20 protein-coding genes and 2 pseudogenes are annotated in these 24,534 nt (G+C 63.6%); 11 read left to right on the top strand and 11 right to left on the bottom strand.

The window, feature by feature from the left end; all coding sequences use genetic code 11:
• Window positions 1-68: 68 nt before the first annotated feature.
• From soxA to AC0L3S_RS22500, 7 genes are read right to left on the bottom strand one after another with little or no spacing between them, the layout of a single operon-like run.
• On the bottom strand, window positions 69-848 hold the full coding sequence (gene soxA, locus AC0L3S_RS22530) for a sulfur oxidation c-type cytochrome SoxA (protein WP_473281318.1): 780 nt from the start codon (window positions 846-848) through the stop codon (window positions 69-71).
• Window positions 845-1,162, bottom strand: coding sequence for a thiosulfate oxidation carrier complex protein SoxZ (gene soxZ / locus AC0L3S_RS22525; RefSeq protein ID WP_473263441.1), 318 nt, complete (start codon window positions 1,160-1,162; stop codon window positions 845-847). Before soxZ ends, soxA begins: the two co-directional genes overlap by 4 nt.
• The gene (locus AC0L3S_RS22520) at window positions 1,162-1,629 is read right to left on the bottom strand and encodes a SoxY-related AACIE arm protein (protein ID WP_473281316.1); all 468 of its coding nucleotides are present in this window, start codon (window positions 1,627-1,629) and stop codon (window positions 1,162-1,164) included. The genes soxZ and AC0L3S_RS22520 overlap by 1 nt, the downstream gene beginning before the upstream one ends.
• A gap of 8 nt (window positions 1,630-1,637) precedes the next feature.
• Window positions 1,638-2,090, bottom strand: coding sequence for a sulfur oxidation c-type cytochrome SoxX (gene soxX, locus AC0L3S_RS22515; protein ID WP_473281314.1), 453 nt, complete (start codon window positions 2,088-2,090; stop codon window positions 1,638-1,640).
• Window positions 2,083-3,354, bottom strand: coding sequence for an FCSD flavin-binding domain-containing protein (locus tag AC0L3S_RS22510; RefSeq protein WP_473281312.1), 1,272 nt, complete (start codon window positions 3,352-3,354; stop codon window positions 2,083-2,085). Before AC0L3S_RS22510 ends, soxX begins: the two co-directional genes overlap by 8 nt.
• Window positions 3,355-3,407: 53 nt before the next feature.
• Window positions 3,408-5,594, bottom strand: a complete 2,187-nt coding sequence (locus AC0L3S_RS22505; RefSeq protein ID WP_473281310.1) for a xanthine dehydrogenase family protein molybdopterin-binding subunit — start codon at window positions 5,592-5,594, stop codon at window positions 3,408-3,410.
• An 11-nt stretch (window positions 5,595-5,605) separates the two neighbouring features.
• Window positions 5,606-6,055, bottom strand: coding sequence for a (2Fe-2S)-binding protein (locus AC0L3S_RS22500; protein WP_473281308.1), 450 nt, complete (start codon window positions 6,053-6,055; stop codon window positions 5,606-5,608).
• Between the two features lie 256 nt (window positions 6,056-6,311).
• Between AC0L3S_RS22500 and AC0L3S_RS22495 the strand changes: the two genes are divergently transcribed.
• The gene (locus tag AC0L3S_RS22495; RefSeq protein ID WP_473281305.1) at window positions 6,312-7,931 is read left to right on the top strand and encodes a B12-binding domain-containing radical SAM protein; all 1,620 of its coding nucleotides are present in this window, start codon (window positions 6,312-6,314) and stop codon (window positions 7,929-7,931) included.
• Window positions 7,932-7,935: 4 nt separating this feature from the next.
• Here the strand turns inward: AC0L3S_RS22495 and AC0L3S_RS22490 are convergent, their stop codons facing one another.
• Window positions 7,936-9,324, bottom strand: a complete 1,389-nt coding sequence (locus AC0L3S_RS22490) for an MFS transporter (protein ID WP_473281303.1) — start codon at window positions 9,322-9,324, stop codon at window positions 7,936-7,938.
• A 169-nt stretch (window positions 9,325-9,493) separates the two neighbouring features.
• On the opposite strand from AC0L3S_RS22490, the gene AC0L3S_RS22485 reads away from it, so the two are divergent.
• From AC0L3S_RS22485 to AC0L3S_RS22470, 4 genes and pseudogenes are all read left to right on the top strand, one after another.
• The gene (locus AC0L3S_RS22485; protein WP_473281301.1) at window positions 9,494-10,555 is read left to right on the top strand and encodes an isocitrate/isopropylmalate dehydrogenase family protein; all 1,062 of its coding nucleotides are present in this window, start codon (window positions 9,494-9,496) and stop codon (window positions 10,553-10,555) included.
• Between the two features lie 278 nt (window positions 10,556-10,833).
• Window positions 10,834-11,790, top strand: coding sequence for a c-type cytochrome (locus tag AC0L3S_RS22480; protein WP_473281299.1), 957 nt, complete (start codon window positions 10,834-10,836; stop codon window positions 11,788-11,790).
• Window positions 11,791-11,956: 166 nt separating this feature from the next.
• Window positions 11,957-12,967, top strand: coding sequence for an ABC transporter substrate-binding protein (locus AC0L3S_RS22475; protein WP_473263452.1), 1,011 nt, complete (start codon window positions 11,957-11,959; stop codon window positions 12,965-12,967).
• Window positions 12,968-12,973: 6 nt separating this feature from the next.
• Window positions 12,974-13,098: pseudogene (locus tag AC0L3S_RS22470) on the top strand (isocitrate/isopropylmalate dehydrogenase family protein); the annotation flags it as partial.
• On the opposite strand, the gene lpxD reads toward AC0L3S_RS22470, so the two are convergent.
• Together lpxD and AC0L3S_RS22460 are read right to left on the bottom strand one after the other, a co-directional pair.
• Complete coding sequence (gene lpxD, locus AC0L3S_RS22465; RefSeq protein WP_473281297.1) at window positions 13,095-14,129, bottom strand: UDP-3-O-(3-hydroxymyristoyl)glucosamine N-acyltransferase; 1,035 nt, start codon at window positions 14,127-14,129, stop codon at window positions 13,095-13,097. The pseudogene AC0L3S_RS22470 and the gene lpxD overlap by 4 nt on opposite strands.
• A gap of 654 nt (window positions 14,130-14,783) precedes the next feature.
• A complete protein-coding gene (locus AC0L3S_RS22460) occupies window positions 14,784-15,527 on the bottom strand; it encodes an SDR family NAD(P)-dependent oxidoreductase (RefSeq protein ID WP_473281295.1) in 744 nt (247 codons plus the stop codon).
• A gap of 169 nt (window positions 15,528-15,696) precedes the next feature.
• On the opposite strand from AC0L3S_RS22460, the gene AC0L3S_RS22455 reads away from it, so the two are divergent.
• From AC0L3S_RS22455 to AC0L3S_RS22430, 6 genes and pseudogenes are all read left to right on the top strand, one after another.
• On the top strand, window positions 15,697-16,467 hold the full coding sequence (locus AC0L3S_RS22455) for a methyltransferase domain-containing protein (RefSeq protein ID WP_027568788.1): 771 nt from the start codon (window positions 15,697-15,699) through the stop codon (window positions 16,465-16,467).
• 185 nt (window positions 16,468-16,652) lie between these two features.
• Window positions 16,653-17,654: a DctP family TRAP transporter solute-binding subunit gene (locus AC0L3S_RS22450; RefSeq protein ID WP_473263456.1), complete on the top strand. Its 1,002-nt coding sequence runs from the start codon at window positions 16,653-16,655 to the stop codon at window positions 17,652-17,654.
• Between the two features lie 67 nt (window positions 17,655-17,721).
• Window positions 17,722-18,279 (top strand): annotated as a pseudogene (locus AC0L3S_RS22445) (TRAP transporter small permease); the annotation flags it as partial.
• A gap of 222 nt (window positions 18,280-18,501) precedes the next feature.
• Window positions 18,502-19,782 carry a TRAP transporter large permease gene (locus AC0L3S_RS22440; protein WP_342761046.1) on the top strand — a complete coding sequence of 427 codons (1,281 nt, stop codon included), beginning with the start codon at window positions 18,502-18,504 and terminating at the stop codon, window positions 19,780-19,782.
• 119 nt (window positions 19,783-19,901) lie between these two features.
• Window positions 19,902-21,068: a diguanylate cyclase domain-containing protein gene (locus AC0L3S_RS22435; RefSeq protein WP_473281293.1), complete on the top strand. Its 1,167-nt coding sequence runs from the start codon at window positions 19,902-19,904 to the stop codon at window positions 21,066-21,068.
• Window positions 21,069-21,134: 66 nt separating this feature from the next.
• Window positions 21,135-23,066 carry an alkyl/aryl-sulfatase gene (locus AC0L3S_RS22430; protein ID WP_473281291.1) on the top strand — a complete coding sequence of 644 codons (1,932 nt, stop codon included), beginning with the start codon at window positions 21,135-21,137 and terminating at the stop codon, window positions 23,064-23,066.
• A 130-nt stretch (window positions 23,067-23,196) separates the two neighbouring features.
• Here the strand turns inward: AC0L3S_RS22430 and AC0L3S_RS22425 are convergent, their stop codons facing one another.
• Window positions 23,197-24,267: a glycosyltransferase family 4 protein gene (locus AC0L3S_RS22425; RefSeq protein ID WP_473263461.1), complete on the bottom strand. Its 1,071-nt coding sequence runs from the start codon at window positions 24,265-24,267 to the stop codon at window positions 23,197-23,199.
• Window positions 24,268-24,534: the final 267 nt, after the last annotated feature.

Below are 24,534 nucleotides of genomic sequence, written 5' to 3'. Positions count from 1 at the left end.
TCCCTGTGACTCAATTTGGGCGGATACTAGCGGCCGTTCTGCGTCTGCCTAGCCCTAATCTGTGGAATTCAGGGCCGCACGGCCGGCGTTTCCATCGGCAAGCCATGCGCTCGCGACATCAGATAGAGTTCGAGCGCGACCAGCTCGGGTGCGCCGAAATCATAGGCCTGGGCGCGGACACCCGTCATGCAACTGCGTAGCCGGCGCTCCAGCGATCCCAGCGTCTGCCATTCCAGCCGATAAAGCGGATAGCCGGTCGGCTGTGCCTGCGTGATCGGCGCGCCGGCAAGCCGCTTGTTGAAATTGTCGTCGTGGCAATTGGTGCAGGCAAGGTTGAGCTGGCCCTCGCGCTGCATGAAGAGGTCGCGGCCCTGCTCGACGAATGGCTTCAGTTGCGGATCGTCGCCGGCCGTAATCGCGACGCCGCGCGATTGGTGCGCGACGAAGGCGGACAGGGCCAGCAAATCGCGGCTCTCGTAGGGCAGCGGGGTTGCCTGCTGATGATTGCTGCGGCACAGATTGATGCGCTGGTCGAGCGTGACCGGGCGCGCCAGCGCCTTGTCGAAGGCCGGATAGCGCGCCGCCACGCCTTTCATGCTGTCGCGTGCATCGCCATGGCAGTCAGCGCAGGCCTTGTCGGCGCTGCCGGTCTTCTTCGTCCACAACGCCTCGCCGTCGAGCACGAACAGCATGCCGGGATTCGAGGTGTCGTCATCCTGCATCGCGCGCGTGTCGGGCCGCATGAACGAATAACCGGAGCGGCGCGCGTCCGGCGGAATCTCGCCGGCGAGCAGGGCAGGGGCGGTGGCGAGGAGCGCCGCGGCCGCTATCGCGCGCCAGAAACTCATTCGACCGTGATCGACGCCGATGCGCTGGACGAATAGCCGTTGTCGCCAATCCATTCGAACTCGAACTTGCCGCTCTCCTTTGCGACCGTGAAGAACGACAGATAGGGATTGGCCGCGATCGCCGGAAAGAGATCGGCGCGAAAAATCTCGGCACCGTTGTAGCGGCACGTGAAGCTGGTGATGATGTCGCGCGGCACCAGCGCGCCGTCCGCGGTATGGCGGAAGCCGGTCTCCATGATGTGCGAGGTCAACGTGCGGATCTCGATGATTTCGCCGCGTCTGGCTTTCGCCGGGACATTGATGAGCGCGGCCATCAATTCATCTCCTCTGTGCAGGCGGCCAGCGTCACGACGATTTCGGTCGTGACCTGCCAGAACGTGCCGTCGGAAAGACGCGCGATCGCCACCACCTTCTGGGTGTCGGCGAGCCGGATCCGGGTCGAGACCTGGGCGCGGCCGGAGGAGGGGCCGAGATGGAAGTTGCCGATGTTCGGCTGCGGGTTCTTCTCGTTGAAGACGTGGATGCTCTTGACGTAGTCGTCCGCCGTCATCGGGCTCGCGACGCTCACGGTCATCGGCACCGTGTTGCCGTTCTCGACCAGCGGCGGAATGTCGAGCTTCACCTTGCCGGTGCGGACTGGTGCTTCGCCGACGACGTTGCGGATCGCGGCGCTGAGCATCGCCGGTGTCGCCTCGAGCGGCCGCAGCGTGACGATCGGGATCGTCGCGGCGACCGTCACGCTTCCGGCAAGATTCAGGAATTGTCGTCGCGTGGTCGGCATGAACAGTCCTAGTCCCGAAGCGTTGCGAGAAAAGCCACGATGTCCTCGATCTCGGCGGCAGACAAGATCGGTTTGCCGGCGTAATTTCGCCCGACCCGCACGAGGTGGTCGGTGCGATAATAGGACGGCATGATGGTCTCAGGGTTGAAGCGCGCCGCATCGACTAGTCGAAGCCGCAACTGGCTCACCGTCCAGCGGTTCCCCGCACCCGAGAGGTCAGGCGCGATGTCGCCCTGGAACCGGGTTTCGGGGAAGGGACCGGAATGGCAGAGGATGCAGGTGGTGGTGCGCGCGAGCACGAGCGCGCGTCCGCGCGCGGTATCGCCGGGCGCGCCGGTGAGCGATTCCGCAATGCCGTCGCCGGCGATGTTGTAGGGCAGGAGCTCCTCGGCTCCCGCATGGCAGGCGAAGGCGAGACTGGCGGCGATCAGCGCTGCGATATGGACCGTTGTTCTAGCCAAAGGTGTCCGCCGTGATGGCTTGAAACCAGCGCTCGGCTTCAGCCGCCTCGCGGGCGCGCAATTCGCGCGGCGCATCGACCGGGCTGGTCGTTCCGCCCTCGACCTCGGCGAAGATGTCGCCCCTGGGCTGGTAGTTGCCCGCGAGTGAAAAGCCGTAGCCGGGTGCGGCAATGTTGTAGCAGACGCCTGTCAGTCGCGGCGTTTCTGGTGCGCGGCCGGCAATGAGGTTCACGATCGCGGCAGCGCAGGCCTTGCCCTGTGCGCTTGCCGCGGATGCCGATTTGGGAATGCCCCCGCCGAGGCAGGCATCGCCGATGACGTGGATGTTCGGGACCAGCTTCGACTCGAAGCTAACAGGATCGATCGGGCACCAGCCGGTGGCATCCGCAGCCCCCGCGACCTGGGCGATGCGTCCGGCGCGTTGCGGCGGAATGACGTTGGCGACGTCAGGCGTGTAGTTGCCGAATTCGGTGACGATGGTCCTTGTCGCGGGATCGACCGAGGTCACGCGGCCGCCTTGCGATAGTCCGATGCGTTCGATCATGTCGCCGGAAAGCTCTTTCCACGCCCTCTCGAACAGTCGCTGCTGGGAGAAATTGTCCTTGGCGTCGAGGATCAAGACCTTTGAGCGCGGCTTCTTCGTTTTCAGGTAATGTGCGATCAGACTGGCCCGCTCGTAAGGCGCCGGCGGACAGCGCGAGGGATTGGCGGGGATCGCGATAGCGACGGTGCCGCCGTCCGGCATGGCCTCCAACTGCCGACGCAACAGCAGCGTCTGCGCGCCGGCCGTCCAGGCGTGCGGCATTTTTTCTGATGCCGGGCCGTCGTAGCCGGGCAGGGCCTCGAAATGGAAGTCGATGCCGGGAGAGAGGACGAGACGATCATAGGGCAGCGCAACGCCATCGGCCGTCACGACGCTGCGCAGCTGCGGCTCGATTGTGGCTACCGTCTGGCTGATCACCGTGACGCCCTCGGCGGCGAGTCTGTCATAGCCAAATTGCTGAGCTTCGATGTCGCGGAGGCCGGCAATCACCTCGTTGCTGAACGGGCAGGAGGTGAAGACCGCATTGGGTTCGATCAGGATGACTTGCAAGTTCGCCTGCGCGCGCTTCAGCGCGCGGGCGCACGCCGCACCGCCAAAGCCGCCGCCGACCACGACGATGCGACCCGCCGATTGCGCGCGCAGGATCGAAGGGACGGCGAATGATGTGGCCGCGGCGGCAATGCCGAGGACGGCATCCCGCCGTGTCACCGGAGCATTCATGAGTCTTGTCCGGAACGTCTGCCGCGACGGCCGTACGGCCGCCGCGGCGTTTCTCAGGCGAAGGTGATGTTCTGGTCGCGCAGCGGCACTGAGCGGATGCGTTTGCCCGTCGCCGCGAAATACGCGTTGAGCACCGCCGGCGCCGCGACACCGATGGTCGGCTCGCCGACACCGCCCCAGAACCCGCCGCTCGGCACCATCACCGATTCGACCTTCGGCATCTCGTTGATCCGCATCGAATTGTAGGTGTCGAAGTTGGTCTGCTCGATCTTGCCGTCCTTGACGGTGCAGCCGCCGTAGAACAGCGCGGAGAGGCCATAGACGAAGGAGCCCGCGATCTGCCGCTCCACCTGCGCCGGATTGACGACGTAGCCGGGATCGGTGGAGGCGACGATGCGATGCACCTTGATCTTGTTGCCGTCGGTCACCGAGATTTCGGCGGCGCCGGCGACATAGCTGCCATAGCCCATGACCTGCGCGATGCCGCGATAGATGCCCTGCGGCGCCGGGGTGCTCCAGCCGATCTTCTCGGCCACGGCATTGAGAACCGCCAGGTGCTTGGGGTGATTGCCCATCAGCTTGCGGCGAAATTCGAGCGGATCCTGGCCTGCGGCCTGAGCCAGCTCATCCATGAAGCATTCCATGTAGATCGCGTTGTGATTGACGTTGACGCCGCGCCAGAAGCCCGGCGGAACGTGCGGGTTGCGCATCGCATGCTCGACCAGGAGGTTGGGCACGGAGTAACCGAACGCGGCTTCGCCGGTCTGGGCGACGCCCTGGAATGCGGCCGGATCCATGCCGTTCTGCAGCGCTTCGGGACGGAGCGAGAACAGGATCGATTGCCCGGACAGGCGGTAGTGCAGCGCAACCAGATTGTTGTCCGCATCGAACGCGCCGGTCATCTTGCACTGGGTGATCGGGTGATATCTGCCGTGCGCCATGTCCTCTTCACGCGACCACAGCAGCTTGATCGGCGTCCCCGGCATCTGCTTGGCGATCAGGACGGCCTGACGGACATAGTCGGTCTGGCCGCGCCGGCCGAAGCCGCCGCCGGGCATCACCTTGTGCACGTCGCACTTCTCCGCCGACAGGCCCGATGCTTCCAACGTGGCCGCGAAGGCCGCCTCGCCATTCTGCGTGCCGCACCAGACCTCGCACTTGTCCGCCGTGTAGACCGCCGTGGCGTTCATCGGCTCCATGGTGGCATGGTTCTGGTAGGGATAGCTGTAGACGGCCTCGACCTTCTTGGCGGCGCTGGCAATCGCCGCCTTCGCGTCGCCGTTCTTGTTGCCGACATAGGCCGGCTGCCCGTTGTCGAGGCCCTCGGTCAGCCATTTCGCGATCGACTCGCTCGAGACCTTGGCGTTGTCGCCCTCGTCCCAGACGATCGGCAGCGCCTCCAGCGCGGTCTTGGCCTGCCACCAGGTATCGGCAACGACCGCGACCGCGGTATCGCCGACCTTGACGACCTTCTTGACGCCCTTCATGGCGGTGATCTTGGCTTCGTCAAAGCTCTTCACCTTGCCGCCGAACACCGGGCAGTCCTTGATCGCGGCGTTCAGCATGCCCGGCAGCTTGACGTCGATGCCGTAGATCATGGTGCCGGTGGTCTTCTCGGCGGTGTCCAGCCGCTTCACGCCCTTGCCGATCAGCTTCCAGTCCTTGGGGTCCTTCAGCTTGACGTCGGCCGGCGGCGTCAGCTTGGCCGCGGCCTCGGCGACCTTGCCGTAGGTGGTGGTCTTGCCGGACGGCGTGTGGGTGATGACGCTGTTGGCGGCCGTGCATTCCGACGCCGGCACTTTCCACGCCTCGGCGGCAGCCTGGATCAGCATCACGCGTGCGGTGGCACCGCCCTTGCGGACATAGTCTTGCGAAGAGCGGATGCCGCGGCTGCCGCCGGTCGAGAAATCGCCCCAGACGCGCTTGCGGGCGACGCTCTGGCCCGGTGTCGGATATTCGGTCGAGACCTTCGACCAGTCGCATTCGAGTTCCTCGGCGACGAGCTGGGCGAGGCCGGTGAGCGAGCCCTGGCCCATTTCGGAGCGGGCGATTCGGATGACGACGGTGTCGTCGGGCCTGACCACGACCCAGGCGCTGATCTCGGGGGAGCCGTCGGCCGCGCGGACCACGCCGGGGCCGCCGAAGGGGATATCGAGGCCGACTGCGAGACCTGCGCCGACCGCGGCGGCGCCGACAACGAAGGCACGGCGGTTCATCCTGGGAGAGACATGCTTGTTCATTTGGCGGCTCCTTACGCGCTTGCGATCGTGTGGATCGCTTCGCGCACCTGCTGGAAGGTGCCGCAGCGGCAGATATTGGTGATGGCCTCGTCGATGTCGGCGTCGGTCGGCTTCGGCTTCTCGCTCAGCAGCGCCGCCACCGCCATGATCATGCCACTCTGGCAATAGCCGCATTGCGGCACGTCCTGGGCAATCCAGGCTTCCTGCACCTTGTGCAGTGCGTTGCCGGAGGCGAGCCCTTCGATGGTCGTGATCTTCTTGCCTGCGGCCTCGGCGACTGAAACGCCGCAGGAGCGGGTGGCGACGCCGTCGATGTGAACGGTGCAGGCGCCGCATTGTGCGATGCCGCAGCCATATTTGGTGCCGGTCAGGCCCGCATTTTCGCGGATCGCCCAGAGCAGCGGCGTATCCGGCTCGACGTCGAGCGTGAAGGTTTTTCCGTTGATTGTTAGGTTTGCCATCGCAGTCCCCTGATTGGCCCAATCCACCAATTGGACTCAGGGGCGCAATGTGTCCGGCAAATTGGAAAGGTTCAAATCAATAGTCCGAGGGGTAGCCGGCGGGGATTCCTTCCCTGAGCACCCGCGGCATGGCTTGGGGCGACGTCTACCGGCTTCCGCGGGACGCCCATGGAACCGAGAGCGACAGTTTGTCCCTTTTGCCGGGGTGCAAGTCGACAATGCTCTGCTACAGTGGAATCAGCCAAAAAGAGGTTCCATGAACGTACCGCAGCCTTGCAAAGTCCTGATGCTCTATCCGCTGTTCTCGGCAGAGTCCTTCTGGAGCTTTGGCGAATCCTGCAAAGTGTTGGGCGTGAAGCGCCCCGCGGCCCCTTTGGGGCTGATCACCGTTGCCGCGATGTTGCCCGAGCACTGGACGGTCCGGCTGATCGATTGCAACACGGAATCCTTCAGCGACGAGGATCTTTCCTGGGCCGACGTCGTCTTCACCGGCGGAATGATGCCGCAGCAGGCCGACACGCTGCGCCTGATCGAAATTTGCCGTGCCGCGGGCAAGCCGGTGGTCGTCGGCGGTCCCGATCCCACCTCGAGCCCCCATATCTATGAGAGGGCCGACTTCCAGGTGCTCGGCGAGGCCGAAAGCGTTCTCCACGAATTTATCGCGGCATGGGACAGCGGCGCACGCTCGGGCGTCTTCACGGCGCCGAAATTCCAGGCCGACGTCACCAAGACGCCGGTGCCGCGCTTCGACCTGCTCAAGTTCGAGGACTACCTTTATCTCGGCGTGCAGTATTCCCGCGGCTGCCCGTTCACCTGCGAGTTCTGCGACATCATCGAGCTCTATGGCCGGGTGCCGCGAACCAAGACGAATGAGCAAATGCTGAACGAGCTCGACAGGCTCTACGCCATGGGCTACCGCGGCCATCTCGACTTCGTCGACGACAATTTCATCGGCAATAAGAAGTCGCTGCGGCTGTTCCTGCCCCAGCTCGCCGAATGGCAGCGCGCTCACGGCTATCCGTTCGAATTGTCGACGGAAGCCTCGGTCAATCTGGCCGACGATCCCGAACTATTGGAGCTGATGGGCGCGGCGAATTTCTTCGCCATCTTCGTCGGCATCGAAAGTCCCGATCCGGCGACGCTGGTCGCGATGCGGAAGAAGCAGAACACGCGGCGGAACATCGCCGAGAGCATCCACAAGATCTACGCCGCGGGCATGCTCGTCACCGCGGGTTTCATCGTCGGCTTCGACAATGAGAAGCTCTCGATGGCGGATGCCATGATCGACTTCATCGAAGAGGCGGCGATCCCGGTCAGCATGGTCGGCCTGCTCTATGCCTTGCCGAACACGCAGCTGACGCGCCGCCTCGAGCGCGAGGGCCGGTTGCATCCGGGCCACGATTTGGCGCCGACCATCGGCGCGGATCAGTGCACCGCCGGGATCAACTTCGATCCGGTGCGCCCGTTGCGCGACATTCTGACGGACTACAAGCGCGTGCTGGAGCACATCTACAGCCCGGCCGCCTATGCAAGGCGCATCGACCGTCTGATGACGCTGCTCGACCGCTCTCGCCAGCGCCAGGAGCTCGCGGAAGGCGATATCCGCGCCCGGATCGGCGCGATGGAAACGGTGCACAAGGTGGTCACGGCCCTTCCCGAGGCGCGCGGGCCGCTGTGGCAGACCTTCATGAACTGCGCCAAGCGCGACACCACATCGGCGCGGATCGCCGTGCAGATGATCGCGGCCTATGCGCATCTCGGGCCGTTCTCGCGCAAAGTCATCGCTGCCATCGATGAGCGTCTCGCTGCGCTCGACGAGGAGACGGTCGTTCCGGTGGCGAGTGTCGAGGTAACGGCGGCCCGACATCTGGCCTGACGGTCTACTTCACCGCCAGCCGCAAAAAGCTCATCACGCTGCCGAGCGCGGCAAAGCCGGCGCCGAGTGCCAAGGCCACGACTGCGCCGTCGTGACCGGCCAGCGAGAAGCAGGCTGCGGCGAGCGCCGCCCCCGTCGTCTGCCCCGTCAGGCGCGCGGTGGCGACAATGCCGGAGGCGCTGCCGCTGCGATGCGGCGGCGCGCTCGACATCACCGCCTTCATGTTCGGCGCCTGGAAGAAGCCGAATCCCATGCCGCAGATCACCATCCGCCAGATGATGTCGGGGATCGCAGGGTTGGCTGGCAGCATCGCCAGCAGTGCCATGCCAAGGCCGAGCATCACGAGGCCGATGCCGCCGAGCAATCCCACCGCGTGCCGGTCGGAGAGGCGTCCGGCGATCGGCGCCATGATGCCGACCACCAGCGGCCACGGCGTCATGAAGAAGCCTGTCTCGACCTGCGAACGTCCCAGCACGTCCTCGAAATAGAACGGCAACGAGACGAAGGCGAGGCCCTGCACCGCGAACGAGCACACGGCCGTTGCCGCCGACAGTGCGAACATCGGCCGGCTGAACAGGTCGATCGGCAGCATCGGCGCGGGATGGTCGGCGTGGCGGCGCGTCAGGATGAAGCCGAGCGCGAGAGCCGTGACCAGCTCGATGCCCACGACCACCGGTGAGAGATTATGCGCGGCACTGGCGATGCCCGTGATGAACAACCCGAGACAGGCCGACGCCAGGATCGCGCCGAGGAAGTCAAAGCCGTGATCGGCGCGCGGCGTCTTCGGCAGCATCGCAAATCCGATGCCGATCGCGATCAGGCCGAACGGGATGTTGACGGCGAACAGCCATGGCCACGGGCCGACCGCGAGGATGGCGGAGGCGATCGACGGGCCAAAAGTGAAGGCGGTCGCGACCACCAGCGCGTTGTGGCCGAAGCCGCGGCCGAGCATCCGGCCGGGATAGACGAAGCGCACCAGCGCCGTGTTGACGCTCATGATGCCGCTCGCACCCAGCCCCTGCAGCGTGCGCGCAACCAGCAGGCTCTCCAGCGACCACGCCACCGCGCAGAACAGTGAGGCGATGGTGAACAGGATTAGGCCGCCGAGATAGATGCGCTGGTGCCCGACGATCTCGCCGAGTGCTCCCAACGGCAGCAGCGTCGCCACCAGCGCGATCTGGTAGACGTTGACCACCCAGACCGATTGCTCCGGGCTGACATGCAGGTCGCCGGCAATGGCGGGCAGCGCGATGTTGGCGATCGCGGTGTCGAGCGAGGCCATCGCCAGCGCGGTGAAGATCGCGGCAGTGGCCCAGCGCCGCTGTGCGGGCGGAAGGCCATCGGCAATGGGGTGGTCGGGCTTGCGCGCGGCGGCAGGTAACGTGATTGTCATTGCGTCAGCGCGTTGCTCCGGCGGCCGGCTCGAGGGGACTTGGCATGTACTACGGCGCGGCTGCCTTCCACAGGCATATGCTTGCATGCAGTGTATGCGCGAAGGCTGGGCGATGATTCCGGGCGCCGGCGTATGATCACGCGAACTGCTGCAATGTCAGGGGAGCGCCATGCACATCGTCGTTTTGCCCGGTGACGGCATCGGGCCCGAGATCACGACCGCGACATCAGGCGTGCTGCGCGCGGCCTCCGAGCGCTTCCAGCTCAATCTGCGCCTGGAGGAGCACGCAGTCGGCCATGCGAGCCTCCAACAATTTGGCACGACCGTGCGCCCCGAGCTGCTCGGTATCGTTCGCGCCGCCGACGGCCTGATCCTCGGGCCGACCGCGACTTTCGACTTCAAGGACGAGGCCCATGGCGAGCTCAACCCGTCGCGGCATTTTCGCAAGAACCTCGACCTTTACGCCAATGTCAGGCCCGCGCGCACCTATGCGGGGCGGTCCGGGCGGGTCGGCGATTTCGACCTCGTCGTGGTGCGCGAGAACACGGAAGGGTTTTACGCCGACCGCAACATGGAGCGGGGCAATGGCGAGATGCTGGTCACGCCCGACGTCGTGATTTCGCTGCGCCGGATCACGCGCCTTTGCTGCGAGCGCATCGCGCACGCGGCGTGCCGGCTGGCGATGAAGCGGCGCAGGTATCTGACCATCGTGCACAAGGCCAATGTGCTCAAGCTCGGCGACGGCATGTTCCTCGAGATCTGCCGCGAAGCGGCGAAGGCCTATACTGGTCTTGGGGTCGACGACATCCTCGTCGACGCCATGATGGCGCATGTGGTGCGCAACCCCGACCGGTTCGACGTCATCGTCGCCACCAACATGTTCGGCGACATCCTGTCCGATCTCACCGCCGAGCTCTCCGGCAGCCTCGGCCTCGGCGGCTCGCTCAATGTCGGTCACAGCCACGCCATGGCGCAGGCCGCGCATGGCTCGGCGCCCGACATCGCGGGCCAGGATGTCGCCAATCCGGTGTCGCTGATCCTGTCGGCGGCGTTGCTGCTGGCCTGGCATGGCGAGAACAGCGGCGCGGTGCGCTACGAGGAAGCCGCACGTGCGATCGAGGCGGCCGTGGCGAAGGCGATCGGCGAGGGCAGGGCAACGCGCGACGTCGGCGGCAAGCTCGGCACCATCGCCGCGGGGGCCGCGATCGCGGAGATATTGCAGGTCGGGTGAGTGGTCACGCGGGGTCTTGCGTGTTTTTTTAGGCGCCCAAAACAAAAAACGCGAAAACAACCCCATGCACAGTAGAAGGCCCCTTGATCGATAAGGGATTTTCGAATCGCGTCACGACGACATTTGCCGCTGCCGCGACGTTGACCCGTCGGGCAAAACACTGGCAGGATGTCAGGATTGCACCGGTCGGCAAAAGTCTATTGTCGGCTTCGAAGTGCTGAGTTTCATTTTTTCTTTTCCGCTGAATTTACTCGATCCATTTGCAGAGGTTTATTGCCATGAAGATGTCTGTGCCGATTTTGTGGGCAACCGTGATCCTCACCGCGACCGCTGCCTTGGCCCAGAATGGCCTTCCGGCCTGGGCGTTCTTGTGGGACCCGACCGTCAAGGTGCCCCCGGCTGACGACAAGCCCAATCAACTCGCCGGCAGTAGTGCCGCATTCAGCTGGAAGCAGGCGCGCGACCTTTTCTTTGCGCCTGATTGGCATCCGGATGACCATCCGGCCATGCCGGAGATCGTTGCCAACGGACGAAAGCCGGATGTCCGCGCTTGCGGATCGTGCCATCGCGTCGAGGGCACCGGCGGTCCTGAAAATGCGAGCCTCGCGGGCTTGCCGGCGAGCTATCTCGTTCAGCAGCTAGCCGATTTCAAAAGCGGCGCGCGAAAGATGTCGGGGCCGGAGAGGCCCTCCACACAATTGATGATGGCGTCAGTCAAAGGCATGACGGACGCCGAGGTGCGCGCCGCGGCAGATTATTTCTCTGCGCAGAAGCCCAAGCAGATCATCAAGGTCGTCGAAAGCGAGAGCATTCCAAAGACGGGCCCGTCCCGCTTGTTCTACGTCAAGAGCCCGGAGGGCGGCTCCGAAACTCTCGGCCCGCGCATCGTCGAGGTACCGGACGATGTAGATCAGTTCGAGCTTCGAGATTCCCGGGCGACCTTCACGGCCTATGTGCCGGTTGGAAGCCTGGCGAGGGGAGAAGCACTCGCCAAGACGGGCGGATCGGGAACAACCGTTGCCTGCGGTAGCTGCCACGGTCCGGAGTTGAAAGGCGTCGGTGATATTCCGGCAATTGCCGGGCGCTCGCCGACCTATATCGTGCGCCAGCTCCATGAATTCCAAAGCGGGGGGCGCGTGGCGAGCACAAGCTCCCTGATGCAACAGACTGTCGAAAAGCTGTCGCAGAACGACATGATCGCGCTGGCTGCCTACGTGGCGTCGCTCTCCCCATGATCCGAGCCGCTGCTGCGGGGGATAACGTCGCTCCTTGGCCCTAAGCGTCGGTTGGCGTGGGGCATCGGCAGGTCCGGAGTCTGGTAGAGCAGAAGTCATCGCTCCGGTGCAGACTGCCGCCTTTCACCCGACCCGGTCATCGGCTCGCTTGGACCAACGTAGAATAATGGCTGTTCTCAGCCGGGTGTATGAGATTGGATTGGTAATGAAACGACGAGAATTCCTGACTCTGGTTGGTGGTGCGTCTGCGTTGCCTCTGGCAGCGCGAGCACAGCAAGCGAAGCGAATGCCGCGAATTGGCCTTCTCCTCCCCCCACCGCGGAATTTGGAAGTCGACGCGTTCCTCAAGGGGCTCAGCGATCTCGGTTGGGTTGACGGCGTGAACGTTCATGTCGAATACCGGGACGCCGGTGGCGACGACGCCAGGCTGCCGGCGCTTGCGAATGAACTTGTCGCTCTTGATGTTGACGTTCTCGTCACAGCCACATTTCCCGGGATTCTTGCCGCTCACAACGCGACGACAAAAATTCCGACGGTGATGATCGTGGGCCCCGATCTGGTGACCATAGGCCTTGCAGCCAGTATGGCTCATCCAGGCGGCAACATCACGGGGCAAACCTTTTTCCTGACAGAACTGGCTGCAAAGCGCTTGGAGATTCTCGCAGGCTTGGCTCCCTCGACGCGACGCGTAGGGGTGCTCATGCAGCGAGGAAATCCACTGAACAACGCTACAATGAGCACCATGAGGAACGCCGCGCAGGCATTGAAGATGGAGCTACTAGCTATCGAGGTCGACGTCCCCGGCGATGTCGAAAGCGCGCTGTCACTCGTCGGCTCTAACCCGATGGACGGCCTCGTGATCACGGACGCAAACGCGTTTGTCACCAACACGTCCATGGTGGCCGCGATTGTGGACAAGTGCCGCGTGCCATCGGTTGCCGCACCCATCGTCGCCTCCCGGGGGGCGGCCCTGATGGGTTACGGTGTGGACTTCACCGCAATGTTCCGCCACGCCGCTGTTTTCGTCGACAAGATATTGAAGGGTGCCAACCCCGCCGAGATTCCCATCGAGCAGCCGACGCAGTTCAAGACCGTCATCAACCACAAGACCGCAAAGGCGCTCGGCGTGGAGATACCTCCGTCGTTGCTGGTGCGCGCGGACGACGTGATCGAATAACAGTGGGGCCGCGGCGGCTCGCTCAATGTCGGTCACAGCCGCGCCATGGAGCAGGCCGTGCACGGCTCGGCGGCTGACATCTCGCCAATCCGGTCTCGCTGATCCTGTCGGGCGCTCTGTTGCTCAGCTATATGCCCGATTTGGTAAGTCGAGCCAGCGTAGCGAGTTGCCGCATCCATTGCATTCTAGGCCGGGCTGGATAGCCACCCCAGGTCGTTCCCGGGGGAACGTTGGTCATAACTCCCGATCCCCCTGCCACCCTTGCACCCTTGCCTATCGTGACGTGAGGAGCAATCGCAACTCTGCCACCAAGGACGACAAAATCTTCAATCGTAACGCTGCCACTAAGACCCGATTGTGCGACGATGATACAATTGCGGCCAATGACTACGTTGTGACCGATCTGACAGAGGTTGTCGATCTTTGTGGCTTCTCCGATGATCGTGTCTCTTATGCCGCCCCGATCAATCGTCGTGCCAGCCCCGATCTCTACGTCGTCACGGATAATGACTCGCCCGGTCTGCGGGACTTTTTGCCATCGGGCACCGGCGACATAGCCAAAGCCGTCCTGCCCAATATGGGAACCCGGATGGATCACGACGCGCTCGCCCATAAGCGTATGTGTAATCGAGCAGCCCGCGCCAATCGTGCAGTTGCGGCCTATCAGAACATCCGGGCCGATCACGGCCGTTGCGGAGATGATGCTTCCCGCTCCAATCTCAGCTCGGGGTCCGATCACGGCTCCCGGATCAACCGTGACTCCGCCAGCAAGGCGCGCAGTTGGATGGATCGTCGAGCCGGAAGCTATATCGCTGGCTTCGTAAACGGAGGTGGGCCGAAGAGATCGGGGGTAAAGTTCGGTATGGACGTCGACAAATGCTTGGTAGGGCTGCTTCGCAAGCAGCGAGATGAGAGTGCTTGGGGCGCGGCTTTCGAAGCGATGAAGCATCAGGCAGGCCCCGGCGCCCGTTCTGGTCAGCGCGTCGGCATACTTGCCGCTTTCGATAAAAACGAGGTCATTCGGCCCGGCGAGTTCGAGTGGCGCAACGTTTGTAATCAGATGTGAAAGTCGTGTCGCGTCGTGACATTCGGCGCCGGTTAGCGAGATAATTTTGGCTACCGTCAAGCCTGCGGGGCTATCGAAGAACTTGCCGTCTCGCATATCCCCTCCCTCATTGCAGAACGATCGCGAATAGGGTGAGGCGATATCGCTGCAACCTGAATCGCCGCTCTTGTTGGTCTTGCGTCCAACCTTGAAAAGCTCCGTAAGGGCAATTCAAAGGTTACGTACCAAGTCTGCTTCATCCTTTCTCCAATTGAAGCTCGATCGGTCGATTTCGGTACGATTGCTATGACCAGCGATTCGTTTGAGAGGAGAACGAACCGACCTGTGGTCGGTTGATTTAGATCAATGATCAAGGATCATCCGTTGTGGGGCCTCCAAAGAACTCGAAATGCTGCGTGTTGGGTAACTCGCTGGCGATACGGTTCCATCGCTGTCCAAAAGGCGAAGCTGCATTGCGACGGCATTGATCAGTCGCGGGCCGCTAGCTATGGCTTACGTTGGTTTCGGCCAAGCGGCGATGCCAAACGGGAACTATCCTGTCTGGCAGGACCTCACGCCGCACCATTCCAAGGCTGCTACCGGGCAGGCCGCTAGATCCTTTTGAGGTATGCAGATGATTGCGGCGGGTTCGTCTGCGCTCTGCTGGTGTCCTTAGCCAGCTCCTCAGAGCGAACTGGCACTTTCCGCTCCTCCTGAAGACAGTCCGGATAGGACTGCCTTCGGGGCTGATGGAGTCCGGGGATGATAGCTTCAGAACTGATACCTCCGCAGTCCCCCATCCACCGGGATCACCGTGCCCGTGATGTAGCGCGCCACGGGGGACGCCAGAAACACCGCGAGTGCGGCGAGATCTTCCGGCTCGCCCCAATAGCCGACGGGAATCTCTTCCTCCGCAAAGCGCTCGCGATAATCAGGCGCGTAGTTGCGGCGGATCTGTTCGCTCATGATGCGGCCGGGCGGGATGCAGTTGATGGTGATGCCGTGCTCGCCGATCTCGCGCGACAGGCCCTTGGCCCAGGCGTGCACGGCTGCTTTGGCGGCGAACGCGGCGTTGAGGCCTTCCGGCTCGGACTTGCCGGTGATGTTGACGATGCGGCCCCATTTGCGTTCGATCATCTGCGGCAGCAGCGCATGCGCGATGCGGCGGTAGCTGGTGAAATTCAGCGCGATCGCTTCGTCCCATTGGCTGTCCGGCGCATCGACGGGGAGGGGGCGGCTGCCGCCGGCATTGTTGATCAGGATGTCGACATGGCCGAGCTCGCTCACGGCGAAGGCCGAAATCCTCTCCGCCGCGTCCTTGGCCATCACGTCCTGCTCGAATGGCGTGATCAGACCGGAGCCGACTTCGCTCACCAGTTCGGCGAGCAGGTCGGTGCGCCGTGCCACGCCGACGACGCGCACTCCTTCGGCAGCCAGGCCCTTGGCGATGGCACGGCCGATGCCGACGCTCGCTCCGGTGACGACGGCGGTTTTGGATGTGAGCCCGAGATCCATGGTGACACGCCCTCTTGTTTGCTTTTCTGCTTGTCGCTGTTGGTTTGGCTGATCGTTTTTCTGTTCGTTTCCTGCCCTGTCCCCGTCAGCCTGATTTGCCCGACCGGGACGAGCAGTGGTAACCAAGAGCCGCGTTGAAGGAAACACGAAAAAGAAAAGGCGCCGAGCGATGGTCTGGGATCCGCAGCAATATCTGAAATTCTCCGGCCACCGGCTCCGGCCCGCCGTTGACCTCTTGATGCGGATTCCGGATTCTGGTCCGCGTGCCGTTGCCGATCTCGGCGCCGGCGCCGGCAACGTCACCAAGCTGATCAAGGAGCGTTGGCCGGACGCGACGGTGACCGGTGTCGAGGGCTCAGCCGAGATGGTCGCCGCCGGTCGCAAGGCGGCGCCGGACGTGGAATGGTCACACGAGGACCTCGGCCATTGGCGCCCGACGAAGCAATATGACGTCGTCTATTCCAATGCCGCGCTGCACTGGCTGCCCAATCATGCGGCACTGTTTCCGTCGATCATGGAGAAGGTGACGCCTGGCGGGATGCTCGCGGTGCAGATGCCGCGAAACTTTCTAGCGCCCTCGCATGTGCTGATCGGCGAGACGGCGCTGAACGGTCCCTGGCGGTCAAAGGTCGAGCATCTCGTCACGCCGCCGCCGGTCGAAGCGCCGGCCTATTATCACGGTCTTCTTGCTCCGATGTCGGCCAATATCGACATCTGGGAGACCGAATATCTGCAGGTGCTGGAAGGCGAGAATCCCGTGAAGGAGTGGACCAAGGGGACCTGGCTCACGCGCTATCTCGATATCTTGCAGGGCGACGAGAAGGCCGCGTTCGAAGCCGCCTATGGGATGCGGGTCGCGAAAGCCTATCCGAAGAACGCCGCGGGACAGACGCTGTTTCCGTTCCGGCGTCTGTTCATGGTCGCCCAGCGCAACGGCTGATCGCACTACCGCAATGCGACATAAGCGCTCGCTTCCGGGAACGGCAGCAGGAGCCGGGTTGCGCAAGATAGCTTGGCTGCGGCAAATTGGGCTTAGGTCTAGTTGTTCGGGTGGCGGATTGCTGTCAGTACTGAAATCGGAAAACAAAAAAGACCCGGCTTTAGAGGTTGTTGGGAGGTTCGTTCATGCGCAAGCTGCTTCTTGCGGTCGCCGCCGCAGCTGTTCTCCTGTGTCCCGCCGTCGTCGAGGCCCAGAGCCCGATCGTCATTAAATTCAGCCACGTCGTCGCCAACGACACTCCCAAGGGCAAGGGCGCCCTGAAGTTCAAGGAACTTGCGGAGAAGTACACCGACGGCAAGGTCAAGGTCGAAATCTACCCGAACTCAACGCTGTACAAGGACAAGGAGGAGATCGAGGCGCTGCAGCTCGGCTCGGTGCAGATGCTCGCGCCATCGACCGCGAAGTTCGCACCGCTCGGTATCAAGGAATTCGAGGCGCTCGACCTGCCCTGGTTGTTCAAGGACGACCAGACCTATTCAAACGCGATGAAGGGCACGATCGGCAAGTGGCTGTTCGAGAAGCTCGAGACCAAGGGCATCACCGGGCTCGCTTACTGGGACAACGGCTTCCACATGCTCTCCGCCAACCGTCCCCTGATGAAGCCGGCCGATTTCCAGGGTCTCAAATTCCGCATCTCCGGATCGAAGGTCGCCGACCAATATCTTCGGATCATGGGCTCGATCCCCCAGATCATGGCGTTTTCCGAAGTCTACCAGGCTTTGCAGACGGGCGTGGTCGACGGCTGCGAGAACACCGCATCCAACTACCTGACGCAGAAGTTCTACGAGGTGCAGAAGGACATCACCGTGTCCTATCACGCGCACCTGCAGTATGCCGTCATCGTCAATTCGAAATTCTGGTCCGGCCTGCCGCCTGATATCCGCGCCCAGCTCGAGAAGGCGATGAACGAGGCGACCGACTACACCAACCGGATCGCGCACCAGGAAAACGAGGATGCGCTGGCCGAGATCAAGAAGACGGGCAAGACCACGCTGCATTATCTGACTGACGCCGATCGCAAGGCGTGGCAGGAAGCGATGCAGCCGACTTACAAATGGGCGAAGGGGCGGGTCGGGCAGGAGGTGCTCGATCTCGTCGCCAAGGAACTCGACGTCAAGATGAACTGACGCGGGCGCGTTTTGAGAACAACCATGAACGGTCGGGGGTGATCGCACTCCCGGCCGTTGCTCTTGAATGATGAGCCAAGCTGAGGGGACCAAGTTGCTGCGTGCATTCAATCGTGTGCTCGATCATCTCGAGGAATGGCTGATCGCGACGATGATCGCGGCCGCGACATTGCTCATCTTCGTTGCCGTGCTGCACCGATATGGCGCCGGGCTGTCGATCGACATCGCCAAATGGGCGGAGGCGCGCAACCTGGCCTTGCTGGCCGTCCCCGCGCGAGCGGCGTTCGTCTGGCTTGCCGCTCTCGACCTGTCCTGGGCGCAGGAACTCTGCATCTACATGTTCATCTGGATGGCGAAGTTCGGTGCGGCCTATGGGGTGCGCACCGGCATCCATGTCGGCGTCGACGTCCTGGTCAACATCCTTCCCGGCGGATCGCGCCGCCGCGTCATCACGTTCGGCCTGATGTGCGGCGCCCTTTTTACGGCCATCGTGTGCTATTTCGGGGCCGCGTTCGTCGGCCAGATGTGGCAGACCGGCCAGCAATCCAACGATCTGGAAGCGCCGATGTGGCTGGTGTATCTCACCATCCCGCTCGGCTCCGGGCTAATGTGCTTCCGCTTCCTGCAGGTCGCCTGGTCGTTCTATCACACCGGCGAGCTGCCGCATCACGACATGGCCGGCGTCGAGGGCGTCGAAATAGACCCGGTCCATCCGGCCCCGGTCACGCGCAGTCAAGTCGTCCGCGACGAACGCAGCCCGCTCGGCTGGGTCCTGATGTTGTTGCCGGTCCTGATCGTCGCCGTGTGCTTCGCCCATTCCGCGCACGTGATCACGCTGCCGCAGGGCCTGCGTGTCGCCGTCGTCTTCGGCCTTCTGCTGTCGTTGATGCTCACGGGCATGCCGATCTCGATCGCGCTCGGCCTCACCGTGCTCAGCTTCATGTTCACGTTGACCGACGTGCGAACGGAATCGGTGGCGCTGAAGCTGTTTACCGGCATCGAGAGCTTCGAGATCATGGCGATCCCGTTCTTCATCCTTGCCGGCAACTTCCTGACCCATGGCGGCGTCGCGCGCCGGATGATCGCGTTCGCGACTTCGTTGGTCGGGCATTGGTACGGCGGTCTCGCGCTCTCGGGCGTGGTCGCCTGCGCGCTGTTCGCCGCGATTTCCGGCTCGTCGCCGGCCACCGTGGTGGCGATCGGATCGGTGATCCTGCCCGCGATGGTCGCGCAGGGATTTCCGAAGAGGTTCGGGGCGGGCGTGATCACGACCTCGGGCTCGCTGGGAATTCTCATTCCACCCTCGATTCCGATGGTGCTTTTTGCCGTCTCTACCAACACCTCCGTCGGCAAGCTGTTCATCGCCGGCATCGTGCCGGGGCTCGTGCTCGCCATGCTGCTCGGCGCCACGACGTTCTATCGGGCCTGGCGTAACGACTATCCGAGGATGCCGAAAGCAACCTTCTACGAACGCTTCGATGCGTTCCGCAAGTCGATCTGGGGTATCCTGCTGATCGTGATCGTGATCGGCGGCATCTACAGCGGCCTGTTCACGCCGACCGAAGCTGCCGCGGTCAGTGCGGTGTACGCCTTCATCGTCGCGGTGTTCATCTATAAGGATCTGAAGCTGCGAGACGTGCCGCGCGTGCTGCTGTCGTCGGCAAATCTTTCGGCGATGCTGCTCTACATCATCACCAACGCAGTCTTGTTCTCGTTCCTGATGACCTACGAGAACGTGCCGCAAGCGCTGGCGCAATGGATGATCGACCAGGGCCTCGGCTGGATCGGCTTCCTCCTCCTCGTCAATCTCCTGCTGCTGGTGGCGGGCAACGTGATGGAGCCGTCCTCGATCATCCTGATCATGGCGCCGATCCTGTTTCCGGTTGCGATCAAGCTCGGCATCGACCCGATCCATTTCGGCATCCTGATGACGGTCAACATGGAGGTCGGGCTGTGCCATCCCCCGGTCGGCCTCAATCTCTACGTCGCCTCAGGCATCGCCAAGATGGGCATCACCGAGCTCACGGTGGCGGTGTGGCCGTGGCTGCTGACGATGCTCGCGTTCCTCGTGGTCGTGACCTACTGGCCGGGTCTGTCGCTGTGGCTGCCGAGATTGCTGGGCATGTAATCGGGCACAGGCGATGCATGGCTAACGCGCGGTAAATCCGCTCGCTCAAATGCCACCGCTGTGCGGTGCACGCATTTTTACGGATGTGCGGTAGAACCGTGCCAGCGGATGGGGCTGGCATGTTGTTCAACAGAATGGAATCCGGACGGGCGTCGATTTCCGACGCCGTCTACATGGAAGTGATCACGGGGCTGCACGGCACGACGGTGCCCACTATTCTCGCCGCCGTCTGCCAGGTGATGGTCGGCGCGATCACGACCTACGAGACCGGTGACGCGGTGACGGCAGTCCTTACGGCCGCCGGCGTCGTGGTGGCCATGATCCGCCTGTTCGAAATCGCGGCGTTCCGCCGTCGCCTCTCGCAGCCGCCGCAGCTGGATCGGGCCGAGGCCGCGCGTTGGGAACGGCGGTACATTTCCGGCACGGTCATGACGGCCCTGGTGCTCGGCGTGTTTGCCGCGCGCAGCATCGTGCTGGGCGATGCGCTCTGCTGCGTGATGGCGGTCGGCATCGGTTTCGGCTTCGGTGCCGGCGTGGTGGCGCGGCTGGCGCTACGCCCGGTCGCAGCGCTGCTCGATCTGGTCGCGATCGCCGCGCCCGCGGCGATCGTGACGTTCATGCAGCCCGATCTGCGCCATGTCGGGCTCGGGCTCCTCATCCTGATGTATGTGGCCGCGAGCTTCGAGATGGTGCGGCTGAGCTTCAATGCCTCGATCAGACAGATCACGCTCAAGCGACAGTTTGAGCGGCTCGCGCGCTCGGACTCGATGACCGGCGTCTTCAACCGTTCGGTGCTGGTGGAGGATCTGCCGCGAATGCTGGCGGACGGAAATTCCAGCATGATCGCCATCCATGCGCTCGATCTCGACCGCTTCAAGGAGGCCAATGACCGCTTCGGCCATCCTGTTGGCGACGCGCTGCTCAAGCAGGTGGCCGGGCGGCTCAAGGCGATCGCCGCAGCTCATGATCTCGTGGTCCGGATGGGCGGCGACGAGTTCATCCTGGTGCAGCGCGCGGCGGCCGATGCGGAAGCGATGGCACGGCGGATCGTGCAATCGATCAGCGCGCCTTATGATGTCGACGGGCAGGTGATCGGGCTCGGCGTCAGCGTCGGCGTTGCCGTCGCGCCGCAGGATGGGCGCACTGTGGAGGGGCTGTTGTCGCGCTCCGACCGGGCGATGTACCGCGCCAAGCAGGATGGCGGCGGCTACGTGCTCGCGCGGGAGCTGCGGATGGCGGACATGCGCGCCTCCGATAAGTCGGTGGCCGGAGGTTTGGCCGCGTAAGGACTTGTTGGAACCGCAATCGAGATGCGGTTAGATACCTCCCAAGAGACGAGCCGGGAGGGCATTATGAGCAGCATCGAAGCCGACACGCCGAAGGGCGCAACGCCGTCCGTGATCGCGCAGCAAACGGCGATGCTGAACGCGCTGCCATTCTCCGACACGCGGGATTTCGACGACGCCGCGCGCGGCTTCCTCGGCACGATCGAGAACGCGGCGATCACCAATCCGCAAGGGCGGACGGTCTGGAGCCTCGAGCCTTACGGCTTTCTCGCCGCCGAGCAGGCGCCAGCCACGGTCAATCCGAGCCTGTGGCGGCAGTCGCGGCTCAACATGCAGCACGGCCTGTTCGAGGTCGTGCCCGGAATCTACCAGGTGCGCGGGCTCGACATCGCCAACATGACGCTGATCGAAGGCGACAGCGGCGTCATCGTCGTCGACACCCTGACCTCGATCGAGGGCGCGCGCGCCGCGCTCGATCTCTACTACAGGCACCGTGGCCAGCGGCCGGTGGCGGCCGTGATCTTCACCCACACCCACACCGACCATTGGGGCGGTGCGCGCGGCGTGCTGGAGGAGGATGCACTCGCGACCGGCCGCGTGCCGATCATCGCGCCGAACTTGTTCATGGAGCATGCCGTCTCCGAGAACATCATCGCGGGACCCGCGATGTTGCGCCGGGCGCAGTACCAGTTCGGGCCGCTCCTCGCCAAGGGCGCGCGCGGGCAGGTCGATTGCGGCCTCGGCAAGTCGATGGCGGCAGGTTCGGTGGCGCTGCTGCGGCCGACCGATTTGATCATGGCGACCGGCGACAGGCGCGTGATCGACGGCGTCGAATTCGAATTCCAGATGGCGCCGAACAGCGAAGCGCCGGCGGAGATGCATTTCTTCATCCCGCGCTACAAGCTGTTGAACCTTGCCGAGAACTGCACCCACAATTTCCACAATCTGCTGCCGTTCCGCGGCGCCGACGTGCGTGACGCGCTGGCCTGGTCGAAATATCTGGGCGAGGCCCTGCAGCTCTGGGACGGCAAGGCGGAGGCGATGTGTGGCCAGCATCACTGGCCGGTGTGGGGACGCGAACGCATCGGCACGATGATCCGGCAACAGCGCGACCTCTATAAGTTCGCGCATGACCAGACCATTCGCCTGATGAACCACGGCCTCACCGCAGCCGAGATCGCCGAAGCGATCCAGCTGCCCAAGAGCCTGGAGGGCGCCTGGCACGGCCGCGGCTATTACGGCCACATCCGGCACAATGTGAAGGCGATCTATCAAAAGTACCTGGGGTGGTACGACGCCAATCCGGTCAATCTCGACCCGCTGCCGCCGGTCGAGTCGGGCAAGAAGTATGTCGAGTACATGGGCGGCGCCGGCGCCATCCTCGCGCGGGCGCGTGTCGATTTCGACAAGGGCGAATTCCGCTTCGTGGCGCAGGCGCTCGGCCATCTCGTCTTTGCCGAGCCGGACAATCAGGCTGCGCGTGCGTTGCTGGCGGATACGCTGGAGCAGCTCGGCTACGCCGCCGAAAGCGCGACCTGGCGCAATGCCTATCTGTTCGGCGCGCAGGAATTGCGCCAGGGCATGCCGAAGGTGCCTTCGCGCCCGCCGATGCCGCGCGAGACGCTGGCGGCGCTGCGCACCTCACAGCTCTGGGACGTGCTCGGCATCCGCCTCAACGGACCGAAGGCGGAAGGAAAGCACATCGTGCTGAACTGGAGCTTTTCCGACACCGGCGAGACCTTCGTGCTCAATCTGGAGAACTGCGCGCTGACTTACACGGAGGGCATGCAGGCGGACAATGCCGATGCCAGCTTCACGCTGGCGCGGTCGACGCTCGACGAGGTGATCGCAAAACTGACCAGCTTCCCGGAGGCCGTGACCGCCGGCAAGGTCAAATTCGCCGGCAACCCGATGCGCCTCGCCGAGCTGATGGGCCTGATGGACGAATTCCCGCGCATGTTCGAGATCGTCGAGCCGAAGCGGGCGGTGGTGAGGTAGGGCAGCCGTCAGCGCGTTCTCATTGTCATCGCCCGGCTTGACCGGGCGATCCAGTATTCAGTGACGCCGCTGATCGAACCGAGAAGCCGCGGCGTACTGGATGCCCCGCCTGCGCGGGGCACGACAGTGGCTACTCCGCGCTGCTCACCAGCTTGATCCGCGGCGCCTGTTCCTCGCCGAGGCTGCGATAGGCCGCGAGATAATCCAGCGCCATGCGGCGCGCCGTGAAGCGCGTCTCGAACTGCTTGCGGATAACGGAGCGGTCGAGTTGCGGCAGGCGACCGACGACGCCGGCCGCGCTGAGGACGTCCTCGACGACGAAGCCGGTGAGGCCCTCGTCGATGATTTCCGGCACCGAGCCGCGGTTGAAGGCGATGACCGGCGTTCCGCAAGCCATGGCCTCGATCATCACCAGTCCAAACGGCTCCGGCCAGTCGATCGGCAGCAGCAAGCCCAGCGCGCCGCTCAAAAACTCCGACTTCTCGTGATCGCTGATCTCGCCGATGAATTCCACCAGCGGATTGTTCTCGATCATCGGCCGGATCAGCTCGTCATAGTAATCCTGGTCGGCCCGATCGACCTTGGCGGCGATCTTGAGCGGAATGCCGCAATGCGTCGCGATCTTGATGGCGCGGTCGACGCCCTTTTCCGGCGCGATGCGGCCGAGCACGGCGAGATATTCCTGTTTCGCCGGCTTCGGCGTCAGCAGGTTCTCCGGCAGGCCGTGGTGAATCGTCCTCACCCAGTTCGCCTGCGGCACCGGCCGGCGCTGCGCATTCGAGATCGAGACGACGGGGACCTTCGAGAAGGTCTTGAAGACCGGCTGATGCTCCGGCAGATCGAGCCGACCGTGCAGCGTGGTCAGGAACGGCGTCGGCTGCCGGTAGAACAGCGACCACGGATAATAATCGAGATGGAAGTGGAGGAAATCGAACTCCTCGTCGTCACATTTCTGCCGCACCCGCTCCAGCATCACCATGTGCAGCGCATTGGGATCGCGCACGGAACCGTCGAGGCGGAGCGCCCGCGGCCACAGCGCATCCAGCTTTGCCGAGGTTTGCGAGTCGCCGCTGGCGAATAGCGTTACGTCATGCCCAAGGGCCACCAGCTCTTCCGTCAACCAATGCACCACCCGCTCGGTGCCGCCATACAGCTTGGGTGGAACAGCCTCCGTCAACGGAGCTACCTGCGCGATGCGCATCTCACCATCTCCTCTGTGCGATCATGTGTAGGAAAGCCCCCGCCTGTTCAGCACCGGCATGCCAATCAAGGGAACGTTCCCGCACTTGCGAAGTTCCTCCCTCCGAACGTTACTTATTCGACACGTCGGATGCCCGTCGCGATGCTGCCATCACATCATCGCAGAACGCCCGCATCCGCATGTCGTGATGAGTGTGCCCGGGAACCGAGGCGAGTGGTCGATGTTCAGTCGGCTAACAACAAAAGTCTGAATCATCACGACGGGGTC

Source organism: Bradyrhizobium sp. Ken01, assembly GCF_055807355.1.
Note: the sequence above shows the minus strand (reverse complement) of the source record. Positions and strands in the feature narration are given on the sequence as shown.